General features: G+C 32.3%; 12 protein-coding genes. 1 reads left to right on the top strand and 11 read right to left on the bottom strand.

Annotation, left to right across the window (positions count from 1 at the left end; genetic code table 11):
• Positions 1-8: 8 nt before the first annotated feature.
• Complete coding sequence (gene menB, locus FM121_RS06650) at positions 9-824, bottom strand: 1,4-dihydroxy-2-naphthoyl-CoA synthase (RefSeq protein ID WP_086951390.1); 816 nt, start codon at positions 822-824, stop codon at positions 9-11.
• Between the two features lie 120 nt (positions 825-944).
• Here menB and FM121_RS06645 point away from each other — a divergent pair, with 120 nt between their 5' ends.
• Positions 945-1,316 (top strand): hotdog fold thioesterase, encoded by a 372-nt coding sequence (locus tag FM121_RS06645; RefSeq protein WP_086951389.1) that lies wholly within the window; start codon positions 945-947, stop codon positions 1,314-1,316.
• A 33-nt stretch (positions 1,317-1,349) separates the two neighbouring features.
• Here FM121_RS06645 and FM121_RS06640 read toward each other — a convergent pair whose 3' ends face one another.
• From FM121_RS06640 to FM121_RS06595, 10 genes are all read right to left on the bottom strand, one after another.
• The gene (locus FM121_RS06640) at positions 1,350-2,306 is read right to left on the bottom strand and encodes a glycosyltransferase family 2 protein (protein WP_086951388.1); all 957 of its coding nucleotides are present in this window, start codon (positions 2,304-2,306) and stop codon (positions 1,350-1,352) included.
• A 118-nt stretch (positions 2,307-2,424) separates the two neighbouring features.
• Positions 2,425-3,657, bottom strand: a complete 1,233-nt coding sequence (gene pepT, locus FM121_RS06635) for a peptidase T (RefSeq protein WP_086951387.1) — start codon at positions 3,655-3,657, stop codon at positions 2,425-2,427.
• A gap of 13 nt (positions 3,658-3,670) precedes the next feature.
• The gene (locus FM121_RS06630) at positions 3,671-4,792 is read right to left on the bottom strand and encodes a Nif3-like dinuclear metal center hexameric protein (RefSeq protein ID WP_086951386.1); all 1,122 of its coding nucleotides are present in this window, start codon (positions 4,790-4,792) and stop codon (positions 3,671-3,673) included.
• Entirely contained in the window at positions 4,789-5,490 is a 702-nt protein-coding gene (locus tag FM121_RS06625; RefSeq protein ID WP_086951385.1) for a tRNA (adenine(22)-N(1))-methyltransferase, read from the bottom strand. Before FM121_RS06625 ends, FM121_RS06630 begins: the two co-directional genes overlap by 4 nt.
• A 117-nt stretch (positions 5,491-5,607) precedes the next feature.
• Positions 5,608-6,720: an RNA polymerase sigma factor RpoD gene (rpoD, locus tag FM121_RS06620; RefSeq protein ID WP_086951384.1), complete on the bottom strand. Its 1,113-nt coding sequence runs from the start codon at positions 6,718-6,720 to the stop codon at positions 5,608-5,610.
• Between the two features lie 21 nt (positions 6,721-6,741).
• Positions 6,742-8,583 (bottom strand): DNA primase, encoded by a 1,842-nt coding sequence (gene dnaG / locus FM121_RS06615; protein ID WP_086951383.1) that lies wholly within the window; start codon positions 8,581-8,583, stop codon positions 6,742-6,744.
• Between the two features lie 137 nt (positions 8,584-8,720).
• Entirely contained in the window at positions 8,721-11,036 is a 2,316-nt protein-coding gene (locus FM121_RS06610) for a cation-translocating P-type ATPase (protein ID WP_086951382.1), read from the bottom strand.
• 116 nt (positions 11,037-11,152) lie between these two features.
• Complete coding sequence (locus FM121_RS06605) at positions 11,153-12,697, bottom strand: PASTA domain-containing protein (RefSeq protein WP_086951381.1); 1,545 nt, start codon at positions 12,695-12,697, stop codon at positions 11,153-11,155.
• On the bottom strand, positions 12,690-13,364 hold the full coding sequence (locus FM121_RS06600) for an ABC transporter ATP-binding protein (protein ID WP_086951380.1): 675 nt from the start codon (positions 13,362-13,364) through the stop codon (positions 12,690-12,692). Before FM121_RS06600 ends, FM121_RS06605 begins: the two co-directional genes overlap by 8 nt.
• Positions 13,365-13,377: 13 nt before the next feature.
• Positions 13,378-14,955, bottom strand: a complete 1,578-nt coding sequence (locus FM121_RS06595) for an ABC transporter permease (RefSeq protein WP_086951379.1) — start codon at positions 14,953-14,955, stop codon at positions 13,378-13,380.
• Positions 14,956-15,045: the final 90 nt, after the last annotated feature.

Below are 15,045 nucleotides of genomic sequence, written 5' to 3'. Positions count from 1 at the left end.
CCTTCTTTTTAAGGAAATTTTGGAAATTGATCAAAATCAGGTTGACGCTTTTCTTTGAATGCGTCACGACCTTCTTGTGCCTCTTTCATTGTGTAGTATAAAAGAGTCGAGTCGCCAGCTAGTTGTTGAATTCCTGCCAAACCATCTGTATCTGCATTAAAAGCAGCTTTTAACATACGTAAAGCCAACGGTGATTTTTGTAAAATTTCTTCACACCAACTAATTGTCTCTTCTTCTACTTGATCAAGTGGAACAACCGTATTGATCCATCCCATATCTAAAGCTTCCTGTGCTGAATATTGGCGACACGTAAACCAAACTTCCTTCGCTTTTTTATGCCCAATATTACGAGCTAAATAACCTGCTCCATAACCACCATCAAAACTGCCAACATTAGGTCCAGTTTGTCCAAATTGAGCATTATCAGCAGCAATCGTTAAATCACAAACTAATTGTAAAACATTACCACCACCAATTGACCACCCCTTAACCATTGCAATAACAGGTTTTGGAATGACACGAATTAAGCGCTGTAAGTCTAAGACATTTAGTCTAGGAATGTTATCTTCCCCCACGTAGCCACCATTTCCACGAACTTTTTGATCTCCACCAGAACAAAAAGCCAGGTCACCTTCTCCAGTTAAGATGATAACACCAATACTTTGGTCATCACGACTGATCGAAAAAGCATCGATCATTTCAAAAACTGTTTTTGGTGTAAAAGCATTGTGAACATGTGGTCGATTAATACTTATTTTAGCAATTTTTCCAAGTCTGGAAAAAATAATTTCTTCATATTCTTTAATTGTTTCCCATTTATTCATTAATTGCTTCCCCCTTAAAATTGTACTTTTTCATTATACATTGTTTTTAGTATTTTCATAAGAATTTTGTTTGTATGAACTAAATCATGTGTTATACTCCCAAAAAAGAGGTGAATAACTATTAATTTTTTAGAACATTTAAATATTAAAATAATCAAACAAACAAATGAACAAATTGTTTTAAAAATGGAAATTGATACTCACCATAAACAACCCTTTGGATTAGTTCATGGTGGTATTAACGCTGTTTTAATCGAAACAGCAGCAAGTTTAGGTGGTATGCTTAATAAAGGACCTGATAGTGATTATGTTGTAGGGATTGATTTACAAGTGAACCATCTTAAAGGTATTTCAGAAGGTATTTTAACAACAATTGCTCTACCTAATCATGTAGGTAACACTACTCAAGTTTGGGAAGCGACTATTTTTAATGATAAAAATGAAAAAATAGCTGTGGGGCGATGTACTTTGTTAAACCATAAAAAGTCGTAAATCATTTTCATGTTTTACGACTTTTATATACTATTATTCTGCTTTTGAAATGGACTCACTTTTATCTTTTAAAATATATATCGGCCTTTTTTTTGTTTCCAGAAAAGTCTTTCCTAAATATTGACCTACAATTCCTAAGCAGAATAACTGCAATCCGCCTAATGCTAAAATAATACAAATCATCGAAGGCCAACCACTGGTAGAATCACCATAAACAGCAGCTCGGATAAAGAAGAAAATTAAAGCGCCACTAGCTACTATAAATGAAAACAGTCCAACAAAAGCAGATAAGACTAAAGGAAAGACAGAAAACGCAATAATCCCATCTAGAGAGTATTTAAATAGCTCCCAGAATGACCATGAAGAATCGCCTTCACTACGTTCAATATTTTCATACTCTAAATAGTATGTATTAAATCCTACCCAACTAAATAAACCTTTTGAAAAACGATTGTATTCTTTTAACTCTAAAATAGCATCTACCATAGGACGCTTCATTAACCTAAAATCACGAGCGCCATCAACAATATTAACATCAGATATTTTATTAATCACACGATAAAAACTTTTAGCAAAGAAAGAGCGGATCTTAGGCTCACCTTCTCTTGTGACTCTTCTTGTTCCAATGCAATCCAACTCATGATCATTTTCCAAAAGTTCAAACATTTTAGGTAAAAGAGAAGGTGGATCTTGTAAATCCACATCCATTACTGTTATAAATTCACCACTGGCATAGCTTAATCCCGCATATAGGGCAGCTTCTTTTCCAAAGTTTCTTGAAAAAGAAAGATACTTGACTTGATTAGGATCTTCTTTTTCAAGTTGTTTTAACATACTAAGTGTTTTATCTTTTGATCCATCATTGACAAAAATAAATTCAAATTCAATTTGTGGAATTAATGGTTTTATTTTTAAGACTTCATTATAAAATGTGTTGATTGTTTGTTCTTCATTATAACAAGGAACAATAATTGATAGTAAGTTAGACATAAACTAACTCCTTTCTAAAATGATAACTTATGTCATCATAACGTAAAAAGCTTTAAAAATAAAGCTATTATCACACAAAAAAACAGGACTAGTCTATTACTAATCCTGTTTTGAGATATTATTTAGCAGCATTCACTTTTGCGATTTCAACAATTAAGGCTGTTGCTTTTTGCATACTTTCAACTGCTACAAATTCAAAGCGTCCATGCATATTTTCTCCACCTGCAAAGATATTTGGTGTTGGAAGTCCCATATAAGAGATTTTAGAGCCATCAGTACCACCACGAACAGGTTCTTTGTTTGGTTTGATGTCTAAATTCAACATAGCTTCTTCAACTAAATCAACAATAGTCATGTCTTTTTGGATAACTTCTGCCATATTGTAGTAAGAATCACTCATTTCTAATTTAATGCGATCTTGACCGAAATCTTTATTAAATTTATCAACAATTGATTGTAATAAAGCTTTTCTTGCTTTAAATTTATCCATATCGTGATCACGGATAATATAAGACATAGAAGCCTCATCAGGGATACCTTTTAAATCTAATAAGTGGAAGAACCCTTGATAACCATCTGTTTTTTCAGGTACTTCTTCTTGTGGTAAAGCATTTTGTAAATCTATGGCTACTTGAATTGCGTTAATCATTGTGTTCTTAGCTGTACCTGGGTGAACATTTTTACCTTCAATGGTAATTTCAGCACCTGCGGCATTAAAAGTTTCAAATTGTAATTCGCCAACAGGTCCGCCATCCATGGTGTAAGCAAAGTCAACGTCAAATTCTTTCACGTCAAATTTATCTGCGCCAATGCCGATTTCTTCGTCTGGTCCAAAAGCAACCATTATTTTACCATGTTTAATTTCAGGGTGGTTAATTAAGTACTCCATTGCTGTCATAATTTCAGCAATTCCTGATTTATCATCTGCTCCAAGAAGTGTAGAACCATCTGTCGTAATTAAAGTTTGACCTTTATAATTTAAGAGATTTGGAAAATCAGTTGTCGTTAATTTGAATTTTCCTGCTTTATCTAAAGAAATATCTGATTTTCCATCGTAATTTTCAACAAATTGAGGATTCACCCCAACCGCGTTAAAGTCTGCTGTATCCATATGAGCGATAAATCCCATACTTCTGACTTCTTTATCAGTATTGCTTGGTAATGTTGATATTAAGAAACCGTTAGATTCATTGTAAAAGACATCTGACATACCAATTTCTTCTAATTCTTTTTTTAGCACTTTGGCAAATTCAACCTGTGTTTGTGTTGTAGGTGTCGTTGTGCTTGTTGGATCACTTTGCGTTTCTGTTTGAACATACTTGATAAAACGGGGTACTAAATTTGTATACATATTTCTCTCTCCTTTAAATAAATTCAAATGGGTTTGTATTGGTTTCACTCATAATAAATGAAACATCCCAGTTGTTTTCTAATTTCCATTCATTGAACAGTTCGATGTATTTTTCCTTACAACGCTGTTCAATATAGTGTCCAGGATCAATGACCGATAACTTTTCTTCAATCATGTCATGTGCTGTATGATAGTACACATCTCCTGTAATGTAAACATCTGCTCCTTTTTTCAGAGCGTCTCGGTAAAACTTCTCCCCACTGCCGCCACAAATGGCCACTGTCTGGATTTGTTTATCCTTCGTATTAGTAATTAATCTTAATCCATCAAGATGAAAGGTTTTTTTAACTTTTTTTGTAAAATCAACTAAAGACATGGGTTCTTTTAATTTTCCTATACGACCCAAACCGTAGTCATCCTTAATATTAGTAAGCTCAAAAAGGTCAAAAGCTGGCTCTTCATAAGGATGATTTTTTAAAAGTGTTTCAATCACACGTTTTTCTATTTTTTCTGGAAAAATAAATTCAAGTTTGTCTTCATCAACAATTTCTAAATCGTCGACTGACCCAATATAAGGTTTAGCCTCATTTATTGGTTTAAATCGACCACTCCCACTTGATGTAAAACTACAAAATTCATAATTATTTCCGTAGCTGCCAACTCCAATTTTACCAAGTGACTCTCTTAAAAGGTTACTATGGCTTCTGGGAGCATAAACTACTAATTTCTTATAATGGAATGAATGCGTTTGAGTGATAAAATCAAGGACTTCTATTTCCAAGTCCTCACAAAACCAATCATTTAAACCAGGTTTAACAATATCCATATTAGTATGTGCTGCGTAAACACTTATGTCATGTTTTAAAAGATCAACATACATTTTAGTTTGAAAATCATCAGTTGTTAATCTTTTGATAGGTCTAAAAATAGGCGGATGTTTAGCCACGATTAAATCAATTTTTTTATCAATAGCTTCTTTAACAACTTCAGGCCTAACGTCTAAAGTCATCATAACACGTTGAACTGGTTTGTTTAGTGTACCTAAGTGGAGACCAACAGGATCGCCATTTTCAGCTAAGTACTGAGGGCAATATTGTTCAAAACGATCAATAAATTCTTGACCTGTGATTGTCATTTTAACACCTCCTCAACCATTTCTATTTTTTTATTTATATCTGCTATTTTTTGGGAGACATCTTTTGTTGATTTTTTTAATTGCTTCAGAATATTTTTATCTTGCTTTAACTCACTTTCCCATTTCTCTTTAAAAATAACCGTTCTATTTTTTAATAAAATCGGACCAAACATAATTTCTTCTTCAGTTAAAGGTATATTTTTATCAGATTTTATCGCAACGATAATTTCATACGTTTTTTCATTTTCATAAATAATTTCTTCGTTTTCAATAATATAATTATGGTCAACCAACCACATACGCAAAGTTTGCTCACCGATATTAGCTTGTAATATTAATACTTCTTTTCCAGATAGTCTTCTTTGTAGATAGCCACGATTTAAAATATCTCTAATCAAAGTTCCTCCCATTCCGCAAATCGAAATAGCTGTGACATTGTCGGAGGAATTTATAACCTCTAGTCCATCACCTTTTCTGACAGAAATTTGTTTAGTTAAGTTAAGTTCAGCGACTAAATGTTTAGCTGATTGATAGGGACCCTCCACGACTTCACCAGCAATGGCGGTTTGAATTTGTTTATTTAAAATTAAATTTGCAGGTAGATAAGCATGATCCGACCCAATATCTGCTAATATCGCATTCTTTGGTACGAATTCTCCTACCCGTTCTAATCTTTTTGATAATTGTTTATGATCCATATATCTACCTTCCCGTTCTTCTACTCATAGCATTATTATAACACTAAAAAAAACTTTTTAAATAACTTAGATCAATAAAAAAAAGAGTTATCATGAATTGATAACCCTTTCTTAATCTTATTCTAAAAAGTCTTTTAATTGTTTAGAGCGACTTGGATGTCTTAATTTTCTTAAAGCTTTGGCTTCGATTTGACGAATACGTTCTCTTGTTACACCGAATACTTTTCCGACTTCTTCTAAGGTTCTTGTGCGTCCATCATCTAAACCAAAACGCAAGCGTAATACATTTTCTTCACGGTCAGTTAATGTATCTAACACACTCTCCAATTGTTCTTTCAACAACTCATAAGCGGCATGTTCAGCAGGGCTTGTTGCATCTTGATCCTCAATAAAATCTCCTAAATGAGAATCGTCTTCTTCCCCAATTGGTGTTTCAAGTGATACTGGTTCTTGAGCAATTTTTAAAATTTCTCGTACTTTTTCTGGTGTTAATTCCATTTCAGCACCAATTTCTTCTGGAGTGGGTTCGCGACCTAAATCTTGAAGCAATTGACGTTGGATACGGATTAATTTATTAATTGTTTCTACCATATGAACTGGAATACGAATTGTTCTAGCTTGATCCGCAATCGCACGTGTAATTGCTTGTCTAATCCACCATGTTGCGTAAGTTGAAAATTTAAATCCTTTTTCATGGTCAAATTTTTCAACGGCTTTCATTAATCCCATGTTACCTTCTTGAATTAAATCTAAAAATTGCATACCACGTCCAACATAACGTTTAGCAATACTTACAACCAAACGAAGATTGGCTTCTGCCAGTTCTTGTTTAGCTTCTGGATCTCCTTCTTTAATACGCAAAGCTAACGCAACTTCTTCATCAGCACTTAAAAGAGAAACACGACCAATTTCTTTTAGATACATACGAACAGGATCATTAATCTTAACACCAGCTGGTGCAATTAGATCTTCTTCTGGCTTTTCTTTTGCTTGTTTTTTTGTTGTTACTTTTAGACTATGCTCACTAGGATCTCCATTTTCGTCGACAACACTAATACCAGAGTCTTCTACTTTTTGGATCAATTCATCCATATCATCTGAATTTAATTCAAAAGGTGTCGCCAATTTGTTTGTTAACTCAGTATAGTTAACTGAACCCTTTAATTTATTTTCTTTTATAAACTTATTTAGTTCTTTTTTGTATGCTTCTTGATTTTTATTTTCTGACATAAAAGAAATCCCCCTTTTAAATTAAATAGCTTTTAATTGCTGTTGAAGTTGAATAATTTTGAGCGTTGCGTCGCCTTCTAACTCTCTATTACCAAGCTTACTCGCCTCTTTCTGTTCAAACTTTAACTGCTCTATCTGCTGCTCTAAAATTGCTCGTCTAAGTACTAACAAACAATCTTCTAATTCTTGTTTTGTACTTTCATTGCTTAAATTTTGCATTGTCACATTAATTAAGACATTTTTCAATTGATCTTCTTTTAAATAATTAAGAAAATCAGCGACTAAAATTTCACCATTCATAGAAATATAATTATTTAAATGAAGGTACAACTCTTGATAAACATCATGAATAAAAATAACATCTTCTCTTGCTAATAGGTACTGGTAACTGCTGCGTTCAGTTAAAACACGATAAATAAGTGTCATTTCAGCTTTTTCAACTTGATTAATTTTTTTTACTTCATGAAATTTTGGAATGACTATTTCTCTTTGAAATTCAGAAAATTTTGGCGTTGAAAAGTCGTTTTTATAACTTTGTTTTTTTGTTCTTAATTCAGATTGCAAAGTATCTTTAGAAATTAAAAATTCTGCAGACATCTGTGATAAAGCCGAATCGACTTCGACCATAGACGAGACTTTAGCTAACTCTGTTAATAACTCATCAATATACAAAAGTTTATCTGTTTCAATTTGAATATTTTTATCACGTTTTAAGTATTCTTTTTTGAACTGAAAAACGGTATCTCGACTTGTTTTGATTAGTTCATTTAAAGCATTATTTCCATATTTTACGCGATAATCATCTGGATCTTGCTTATTAGGTATGGAAATAATTTGAATAGACATTGTGCTTTGAGAAGCAATAAGATCTATGGCTCTACTTGTGGCTTCAATTCCCGCATTATCACCATCATAACAGATTAAAACATCTTCGCTTACCTTTTCAATTGCATTAATCTGGTCCACTGTCAAACTTGTTCCCATCGTTGCGACACCGTTTTTAACACCAGACATCCATGCAGAAATTACATCCATGAAACCTTCAAAAAGAATTACTTCATTTTTTTTTCTTATTTCAGCTCTAGCTTGATGAAAATTAAATAAAACAAATCGTTTATTAAATAGTTCTGTTTCAGGGCTATTTAAATATTTGGGTTGATCACTTGAATCGAAAGACTCTTCTTCAAGAATTCTACCAGAAAACCCAATAATTTTACCTTGAAAATTAGTAATAGGAAACATAATTCGTTGATAAAAACGATCTAACCAATTGTTATTATCTAATTGAAATAATAATCCCGATTTCTTTAAAGCATCTTCAGAAAAATTTTCTTTCTTAAGAATCTTATAAAGAAGCGTTCGATCAATTGGCGCAAATCCAATTTTAAACGTTTTAATTACATCTTCTGTTAAGCCTCTATCTTTAAGATAGGTCAATGCTTTTTCTCCAATTTGAGTATTCATTAGAATATGGTGATACAAATCGGCTGTTTTTTCATGAATTTCGATTAATTGGTGTTCCTCTAAAGCTTTAGGAGATAACGTTTTCGGCATACTGTCTAGATTGAAAGATACTTCAATCGATGATAGATTAGCCACTTTTTTTACAGACTCAGGAAAGTTTAATCCTTCGATTTCTTGAATAAAAGAAAAAACATTGCCACCTTTTCCACATCCAAAGCAATGAAAAATTTGTTTGTCTTCTGCCACAGAAAAAGAAGGTGTTTTTTCATTATGAAAAGGGCAAAGACCTACATAATTTTTTCCTGATTTTTTAAGTTGGACATATTGACCAACCACATCCACGATATTTGTTTGTTTTCTTATGTTTTCTATTGTTTCTTGAGGAATTAACTCGGACATATAGACATTCCCCCTTAACTTTTGAAGTAATAAAAGTCGCACTGAAAACAGCGCGACTATACGACATAAATCTACAAAATAAAGTATACCATATTCGTGAAAATTTACCAGTTTTTTGATTGATTTTCATGAAAAAATTATGCTCTCACTGAATCTTTTACAATTAATTTATCTAAAATTAGTTTTCCTACAAAGGTTATAATAACAAGGATTGCAAAAATTGGTAATGTATCACTTGTTAACATCGAAATTTCAAGTAAACCTTTAAAGAGCATGGCGGCTACATATGTTCCAATAGTTGTTGTTATAGCTAAGAATACACGTAATAAATTAAAAGGCATACAAGCTTTAATAACTGCCATTGCACTTACAGCAATAAGCATATAATACATTAGTGTTGTGATATCAATTTGTGCCCAGTTATTGGCATTTCCATAGAAATAAATAAATAGGACATTTAAAATGACTAAAACTGCATTAGGTAAAGCTCTTCTAAGTGCTGTAGGTAAAAATTTAGTCGTGACTTTTCGTTTATCGTTTTCAAATGATAAGAAGAATGTTGGATACCCTTCGATAGCTAAATCAAGTAGTGTAATTTGAATAGGAATAAAAGGAAACGCAACAGCTGTCAGAGCACATAAAATTGAAAGAACTAAAGAATAAATTGTTTTGATAAAGAAAATACTTGAAACTTTAGTCACATTATTAACGACACGACGTCCCTCAAATAAAACATCTGGAAGTGTTGTGAAATCAGAATTTAGTAACACTAAATTTGCAATCTGACGTGTGGCATTGTCCCCTTCGGCCATAGCGATACTACAGTCAGCTTCTTTAAGAGCGAGCACGTCATTGACACCATCACCAGTCATGGCTACTACATGTCCTTGAGCTTTTAATTCTTCAACAAGAATTTTTTTCTGTTGCGGTGAGACACGTCCAAAGACACGGTACTCATTAACAACTGATCTAACTTCTTCATCTGATGTTAATTCAGACAAATCAATGAATTTATCTGAATTTTCTAAACCAGCACGTCTTGCAACGTTGGAAACAGTTACCGGATTATCTCCAGAGATTACTTTAATATCCACACCTTCTTCTTTTAAATAAGCAAGCGTTTCATTTGTATTTGCTCGGATTGGATCATCGATTTTAAGAATTGCTAAAGGTTTTAAGTTTGGTAACTCAGATTCACTTAGAAAAGATTGTTCACTAATCCCCATCATTAAGACACGGTAACCCTCTTTTTGAGCTAATGCAATATCTGTTGGCAACTCACTTTCTTTAAATAGACGCTCAGGAGCACCTAATGCAATCACTCCAACAGAATCTAACACCATCGCTCCCCATTTTCTCTCAGAAGAAAAACTGATGACATCATTTGCTGTATAAGCAGTTGAAGTTTTATAGTGGTTTCTAATAGCTTGCATTGTAATATTATTATCTGATGAATTGTTTAAATAACTTCCGATAATTTCAGAAAATTTTTCATGATAAGCAGGATCTAAAATTTTTGTTTCTTGAAGTTTCATTTTACCTTCAGTAATAGTTCCTGTTTTGTCCAAACAAATAACATCTACATGGGCTAAGGTTTCTACAGAATACATGTCTTGGACTAGAACTTCTTTTTTTGCTAATTTTGCCACAGCAGTAGCTAGCGCAATCATAATAAGTAGAACCATTCCCTTTGGTAACATACCTAAAAGTGCAGCTGCAGAGGCCACAACAGAGGATTTTAATTCACCATCGCCAAAAAAGAAAGCTTCTGCAAATAAAATTAAACCTAAAGGCACAATAACAAAACTTGTAAACTTCGCAACTTTTCTAATAGAAGATACTAATTCAGAGGTAAATGGTTTATGGATTTTAGCTTCGTTTGCAATTTTAGTTGCATAATTATCTTTACCCACATGAATAACTTGACCGTAGCAACTTCCACTTGAAATAAAACTACCAGATAATAATTCGTGATCCTTCGTTTTAATAATCAAATCAGATTCACCTGTTAAAAGAGCTTCGTTAGCTTCTACTTGACCACTGACAACAAGCATGTCAGAAGGGACTTGATCTCCAGCAACTAATTTTACAATTTCATCTAAGACAATCTCATCAGATGAAATACTTATTTCTTGTCCATCACGAATAACCATTGATTTATCTTCATTAATAATTGATAGTTTAGCTACTAAGTTTCGTGCTCTAATTTCTTGAATAATACCTATTGTAATATTCATTAAAATGATAACCATAAAGAACAGGTTACTAAATGCACCAACTAGAGCTAAACAAATTCCGATAATCAGATTAAGTAAGTTAAATAAAGTTAAGACATTATCTTTTATAATATCTTTATTAGATTTAGAAACATCCTCATCAAAATTATTTTGTTGTCCTTGTTTTATTCTTGAGTTAACCTCATCCAAGGTCAACCCGATTATTTTTCTATCCATTTTTATTCAATCATTCCTTTATTTTTTGTTTAAAAGACTATCCTAAACATTATACCTGTTCTTCATTTTAAAAGAAACAATATTCATAAAAACTTTACACATAGAAAAAACACAAACTACTTTTCAGCAGTTTGTGTTTTTTCACTACCTTCTTTAGTAGTACTCAGATCTTGTTTACCAGGTAAATCCGCATATCTTCCATTACTAATTCCAAATGTGATATATGCATTTGAGGCAATGTATTGATTATATAAACTCATTTTAACAATTTGACCTTTTTCTTGTTCTGAATCCATGTAGTAGATACCATAAGTAATATTGGCGCCTTTAGAATTGAAGTCATCGTAAATTAATTTAGGGATGTCTCCTTCTAATTGGCCAAAGTAAGACTTAATGTAAGGTTGACCATACGAGTAAACAACTTTGACAGATTTTGAATCTTTTCCTGTTAATCGAGTACCTGCTTCAACCGATTGAGAAATAACTTGTCCATAAGGGATGTTATCAGCAAATACTTGTTTAACTGATACTTCTAATCCCTCAACAGCCCCTTGAGCGCTCTCAGCAGAATAATCAGCAAAATTAGGGACAACAGCTGCTTTCCCAACTGACACTTTGACTGTCATTTTATCATGCTTGGCAACTTTTTTATTCTTTTCGATATTTTGAGATAGAATTTTTCCTTCCTCTACTTTATCAGAATCAGCTTCTTCATAAGTCATTGCAACCCCATTTTTGTTTGCCCATTCTTGAACTTCACTTTTCATTTTGCCTGTAAAGTCAGGTACGGTTATATTTTTCTCAAAGGTTTCTTTTCCTTTTGAATAATAAACATTGACAGTATCACGACGTTTGTATGTATCTGCAGTCACTTCTTTATCATTAAACTCAACTTTAGTAAATTTCCCTTTTTCAATTTTGTCACTATACTCTGTTAAAATATTTAAATTTTCAGCCTTATTCTTTGTAACAAACTGGTTAGCTTCTTCTTGTGACAATGTTTTGAAATCTGGTAATTTAATCACTTCTTCTGGATTAGGACCTTCACTAATTGTAAACTTAACTATTTCCCCTTTTTTAACATTTTTCCCAGAGTTAATATCTTGTTTCATTACTATATTAGCTTCTTCTTTTAAGGAGAAGGCCTGTTTTAATTCAAGTTCCATACGATTTTCATTCGCCCATTTTTTAACATCAATAATTGATTTATCAGCAAAATCAGGCATTTTCACATGAGTCATTTGATAGTAAAAAATATAAACAATGATAACAGCAATAACGCTTGAAATACCTATGATTATTTTTTTGTTTCTTTGTTTTTTTTTGTATTCTGGATCAATCGACACCTCATGTAAATCATCTGATATATCTTCTGTTGGCTCTTTTAACAACAACGCATTGGATTGTTGTTCTTCAGTCTCAACTAAGTCAGGACTATCAAAAAGTTGAGCGTCATTAGTTTGAACTTCGGAAGCTGATTTAGCTTCAACATTTCTACGTTGCTTTCGTTTTCTTATTTTTTTAGGTCCTTTATTTTCTTCACTTTCATTATCTATAGGTTCTTCACTTTTTAGACTTTCTTTGGGTTTCTCATTCTCTTTTTTACTTTTCATGGTATTTTTATAATTATCATTTGAAAAGTTTGATAAAAAATCACTCATAATCTTTTAGAACTCCTTTTTTCAATAAAAATGCTTTGTCAGATTGTTGGGCAATCTCCTGAGAGTGAGTAACGACAATGACGCATTTATTATGTTCGTGAGCCAATGTTTTAAAAATCTTAACAATTTCTTGCTCCATTTCTTCATCTAAATTTCCTGTGGGTTCATCAGCTAAGATGATATCTACATTAGTTGCTAAAGCACGTGCAATCGCAACTCGCTGCTGTTCTCCACCTGAAAGCTGGTTAACAATCCGACTTGATTTATCTTTTCCAATACCAATATAATCAAGAAGATTATAGGCCACTTTAGTATTATCGGTCGGTAATTTATTTTCAGTAATTGCCATTGGCACCATTACATTTTCAACACCTGTCAAATAAGGAATTAAATTATAATGTTGGAAAATAATACTAATATCATTTCGACGGTAGTTTTCATAACCGATTTCTTTAATATTTTTATTTTCGTAATAAATGGCTCCCTTTTTAGGAGAATCTAAGCCACCAAGTAACGATAAAAGGGTTGTTTTACCCGAACCAGACTGGCCTAAAATAGTATAAAAAGTTCCTTTTTCAAAATCTATATTGGTGTCTTTCAAAATATAACGAAGTTTATCGCCATCTTGATAAAAATAATCTAATTTTCTTGCTTTTAGAATTGCCATCTTTTTTCCCCCTTTACATCATTATTTTCTTTGGATTAAGTCGCATAATATAGACTAATGGTGCTACAGTAGATATTAACACAACTCCAATACCTACAACATAGAATAAAATAATGTAAGAAGCATTTAATGAAATTTGGTATGCGTCTATGACATCATCTTCCGACACAGAATTATTTGTTAATTGGTTTAATTGCCAATCATCTTGACCGCTAAATCCCGCGTTTTCGGATTGCTCCGTTTTTTGTGTTTGCATTAAAGAATTTGAAAATCCTTTTGCTAACATATTTCCTGTGAAAACTGAAATTGTAATAGCAATAATTGCAACAGTCACTACTTCGATAACAATTTGTGCAATCACTTTACTTCTCTTTTCACCTAGAGCTAAGTAAATCCCCAGTTCATGCTTGCGATCTCTCAAGAATAAAATGGTGACTAGTGTAATAATTAAAATTGAAGCTAAAACTGAAATAATCAACACTAGTTTAGAAATTTTTGACATGCCTTTTACCGGCCCTGCGACTTGATCAAATTTATCTGAACTAATCAAAATTTTGCTATATTTAGCTTTATTATCAGTTAATATTTTTTCAGCTTTAATTCTGAAATCTTCTACCATTTCTGGTTTTTTTAAAATGTAAGTTGCTGATCCAAAATCTTCTTCTAGATTTTTTTTGAACTCTTCTTTTGAAATACCTTCAAAATTTTGTGGGAATTCTTCAAAGTTTTTTGTGGCCATTTCCTTATTTAATTTTTGAACAAAATCATTTGGTGCGTAGATAGCATTAACCCTTTCATAGTAATTCATGCTGTCCATCATCTTGTCATCTTGACTTTTTTTCTTACTACCTTTTTCAGCTTGAAGTACTTTAAAAGTACCAATAACTTCTACAGGGACATCTTTAACAATCTTTTTTTGATCTGCTTTGGTTTCTTCTCCATCACTCTCTTCACCGCCACCACTCATGCCCCCATACATTACATTGTAGTCTTGCAAGACGTAGTCAATGGTCATTTTATCACCAACGCGAAGATTATTTTCTTTAGCAACTTCCTCTGAAATAACAACGACTGCTTTACCATTTTTTATTTCATCTTTTTCAAAGACACGACCATCTTTCATCTCAATAATATTATTTTTAGAATCTAATATCTCATTAAAGTTAACTCCTTTAAGATTAAACCAATTCATTCCAGGTTCACCGATTTGAAAATTTTCATCTTTAGATTGAACCATTTTTAATTTTTCAGTCATTGGTCGAGATTGAACCGAATAATCAAAGTAATTAACCTCATCTAAATCACCAATCTCTTTTAACACTTTTGGCTTAGGAGGTTTAGCAGAAGCAGATTCATATACTTTTTCATCAGCTTGCCCATCTTTATCTATTTTTTCATAATCTTGAGTAACAGTGGCTACAGCCCCTAATTTTTTTTTAATCGTTGATTCTACACTCTTAGTTCCTTGATCAATCGCTATAGCACCTGCCATAACATTTCCTAAAATAAAAATAACTGCAAATAAAATAAGTGATTTTCCTTTTCTTCTTTTCAAGCTTGCCATCGCCCTTTTAAAATAATTCATTTTCATTCACTTCCTTCTTTATCTCTTTTAATTTATTCTATCATTCTTTTATTATAGACGCACCTTAAAACAAGAAAAAAGAAGGATAATTACCCT

This window comes from Vagococcus fluvialis bH819 (assembly GCF_900163795.1).
Lineage (GTDB): Bacteria > Bacillota > Bacilli > Lactobacillales > Vagococcaceae > Vagococcus > Vagococcus fluvialis_A.
The sequence above is the reverse complement of the archived record's forward strand: the minus strand, read 5'-3'. Positions and strand labels throughout refer to the sequence as shown.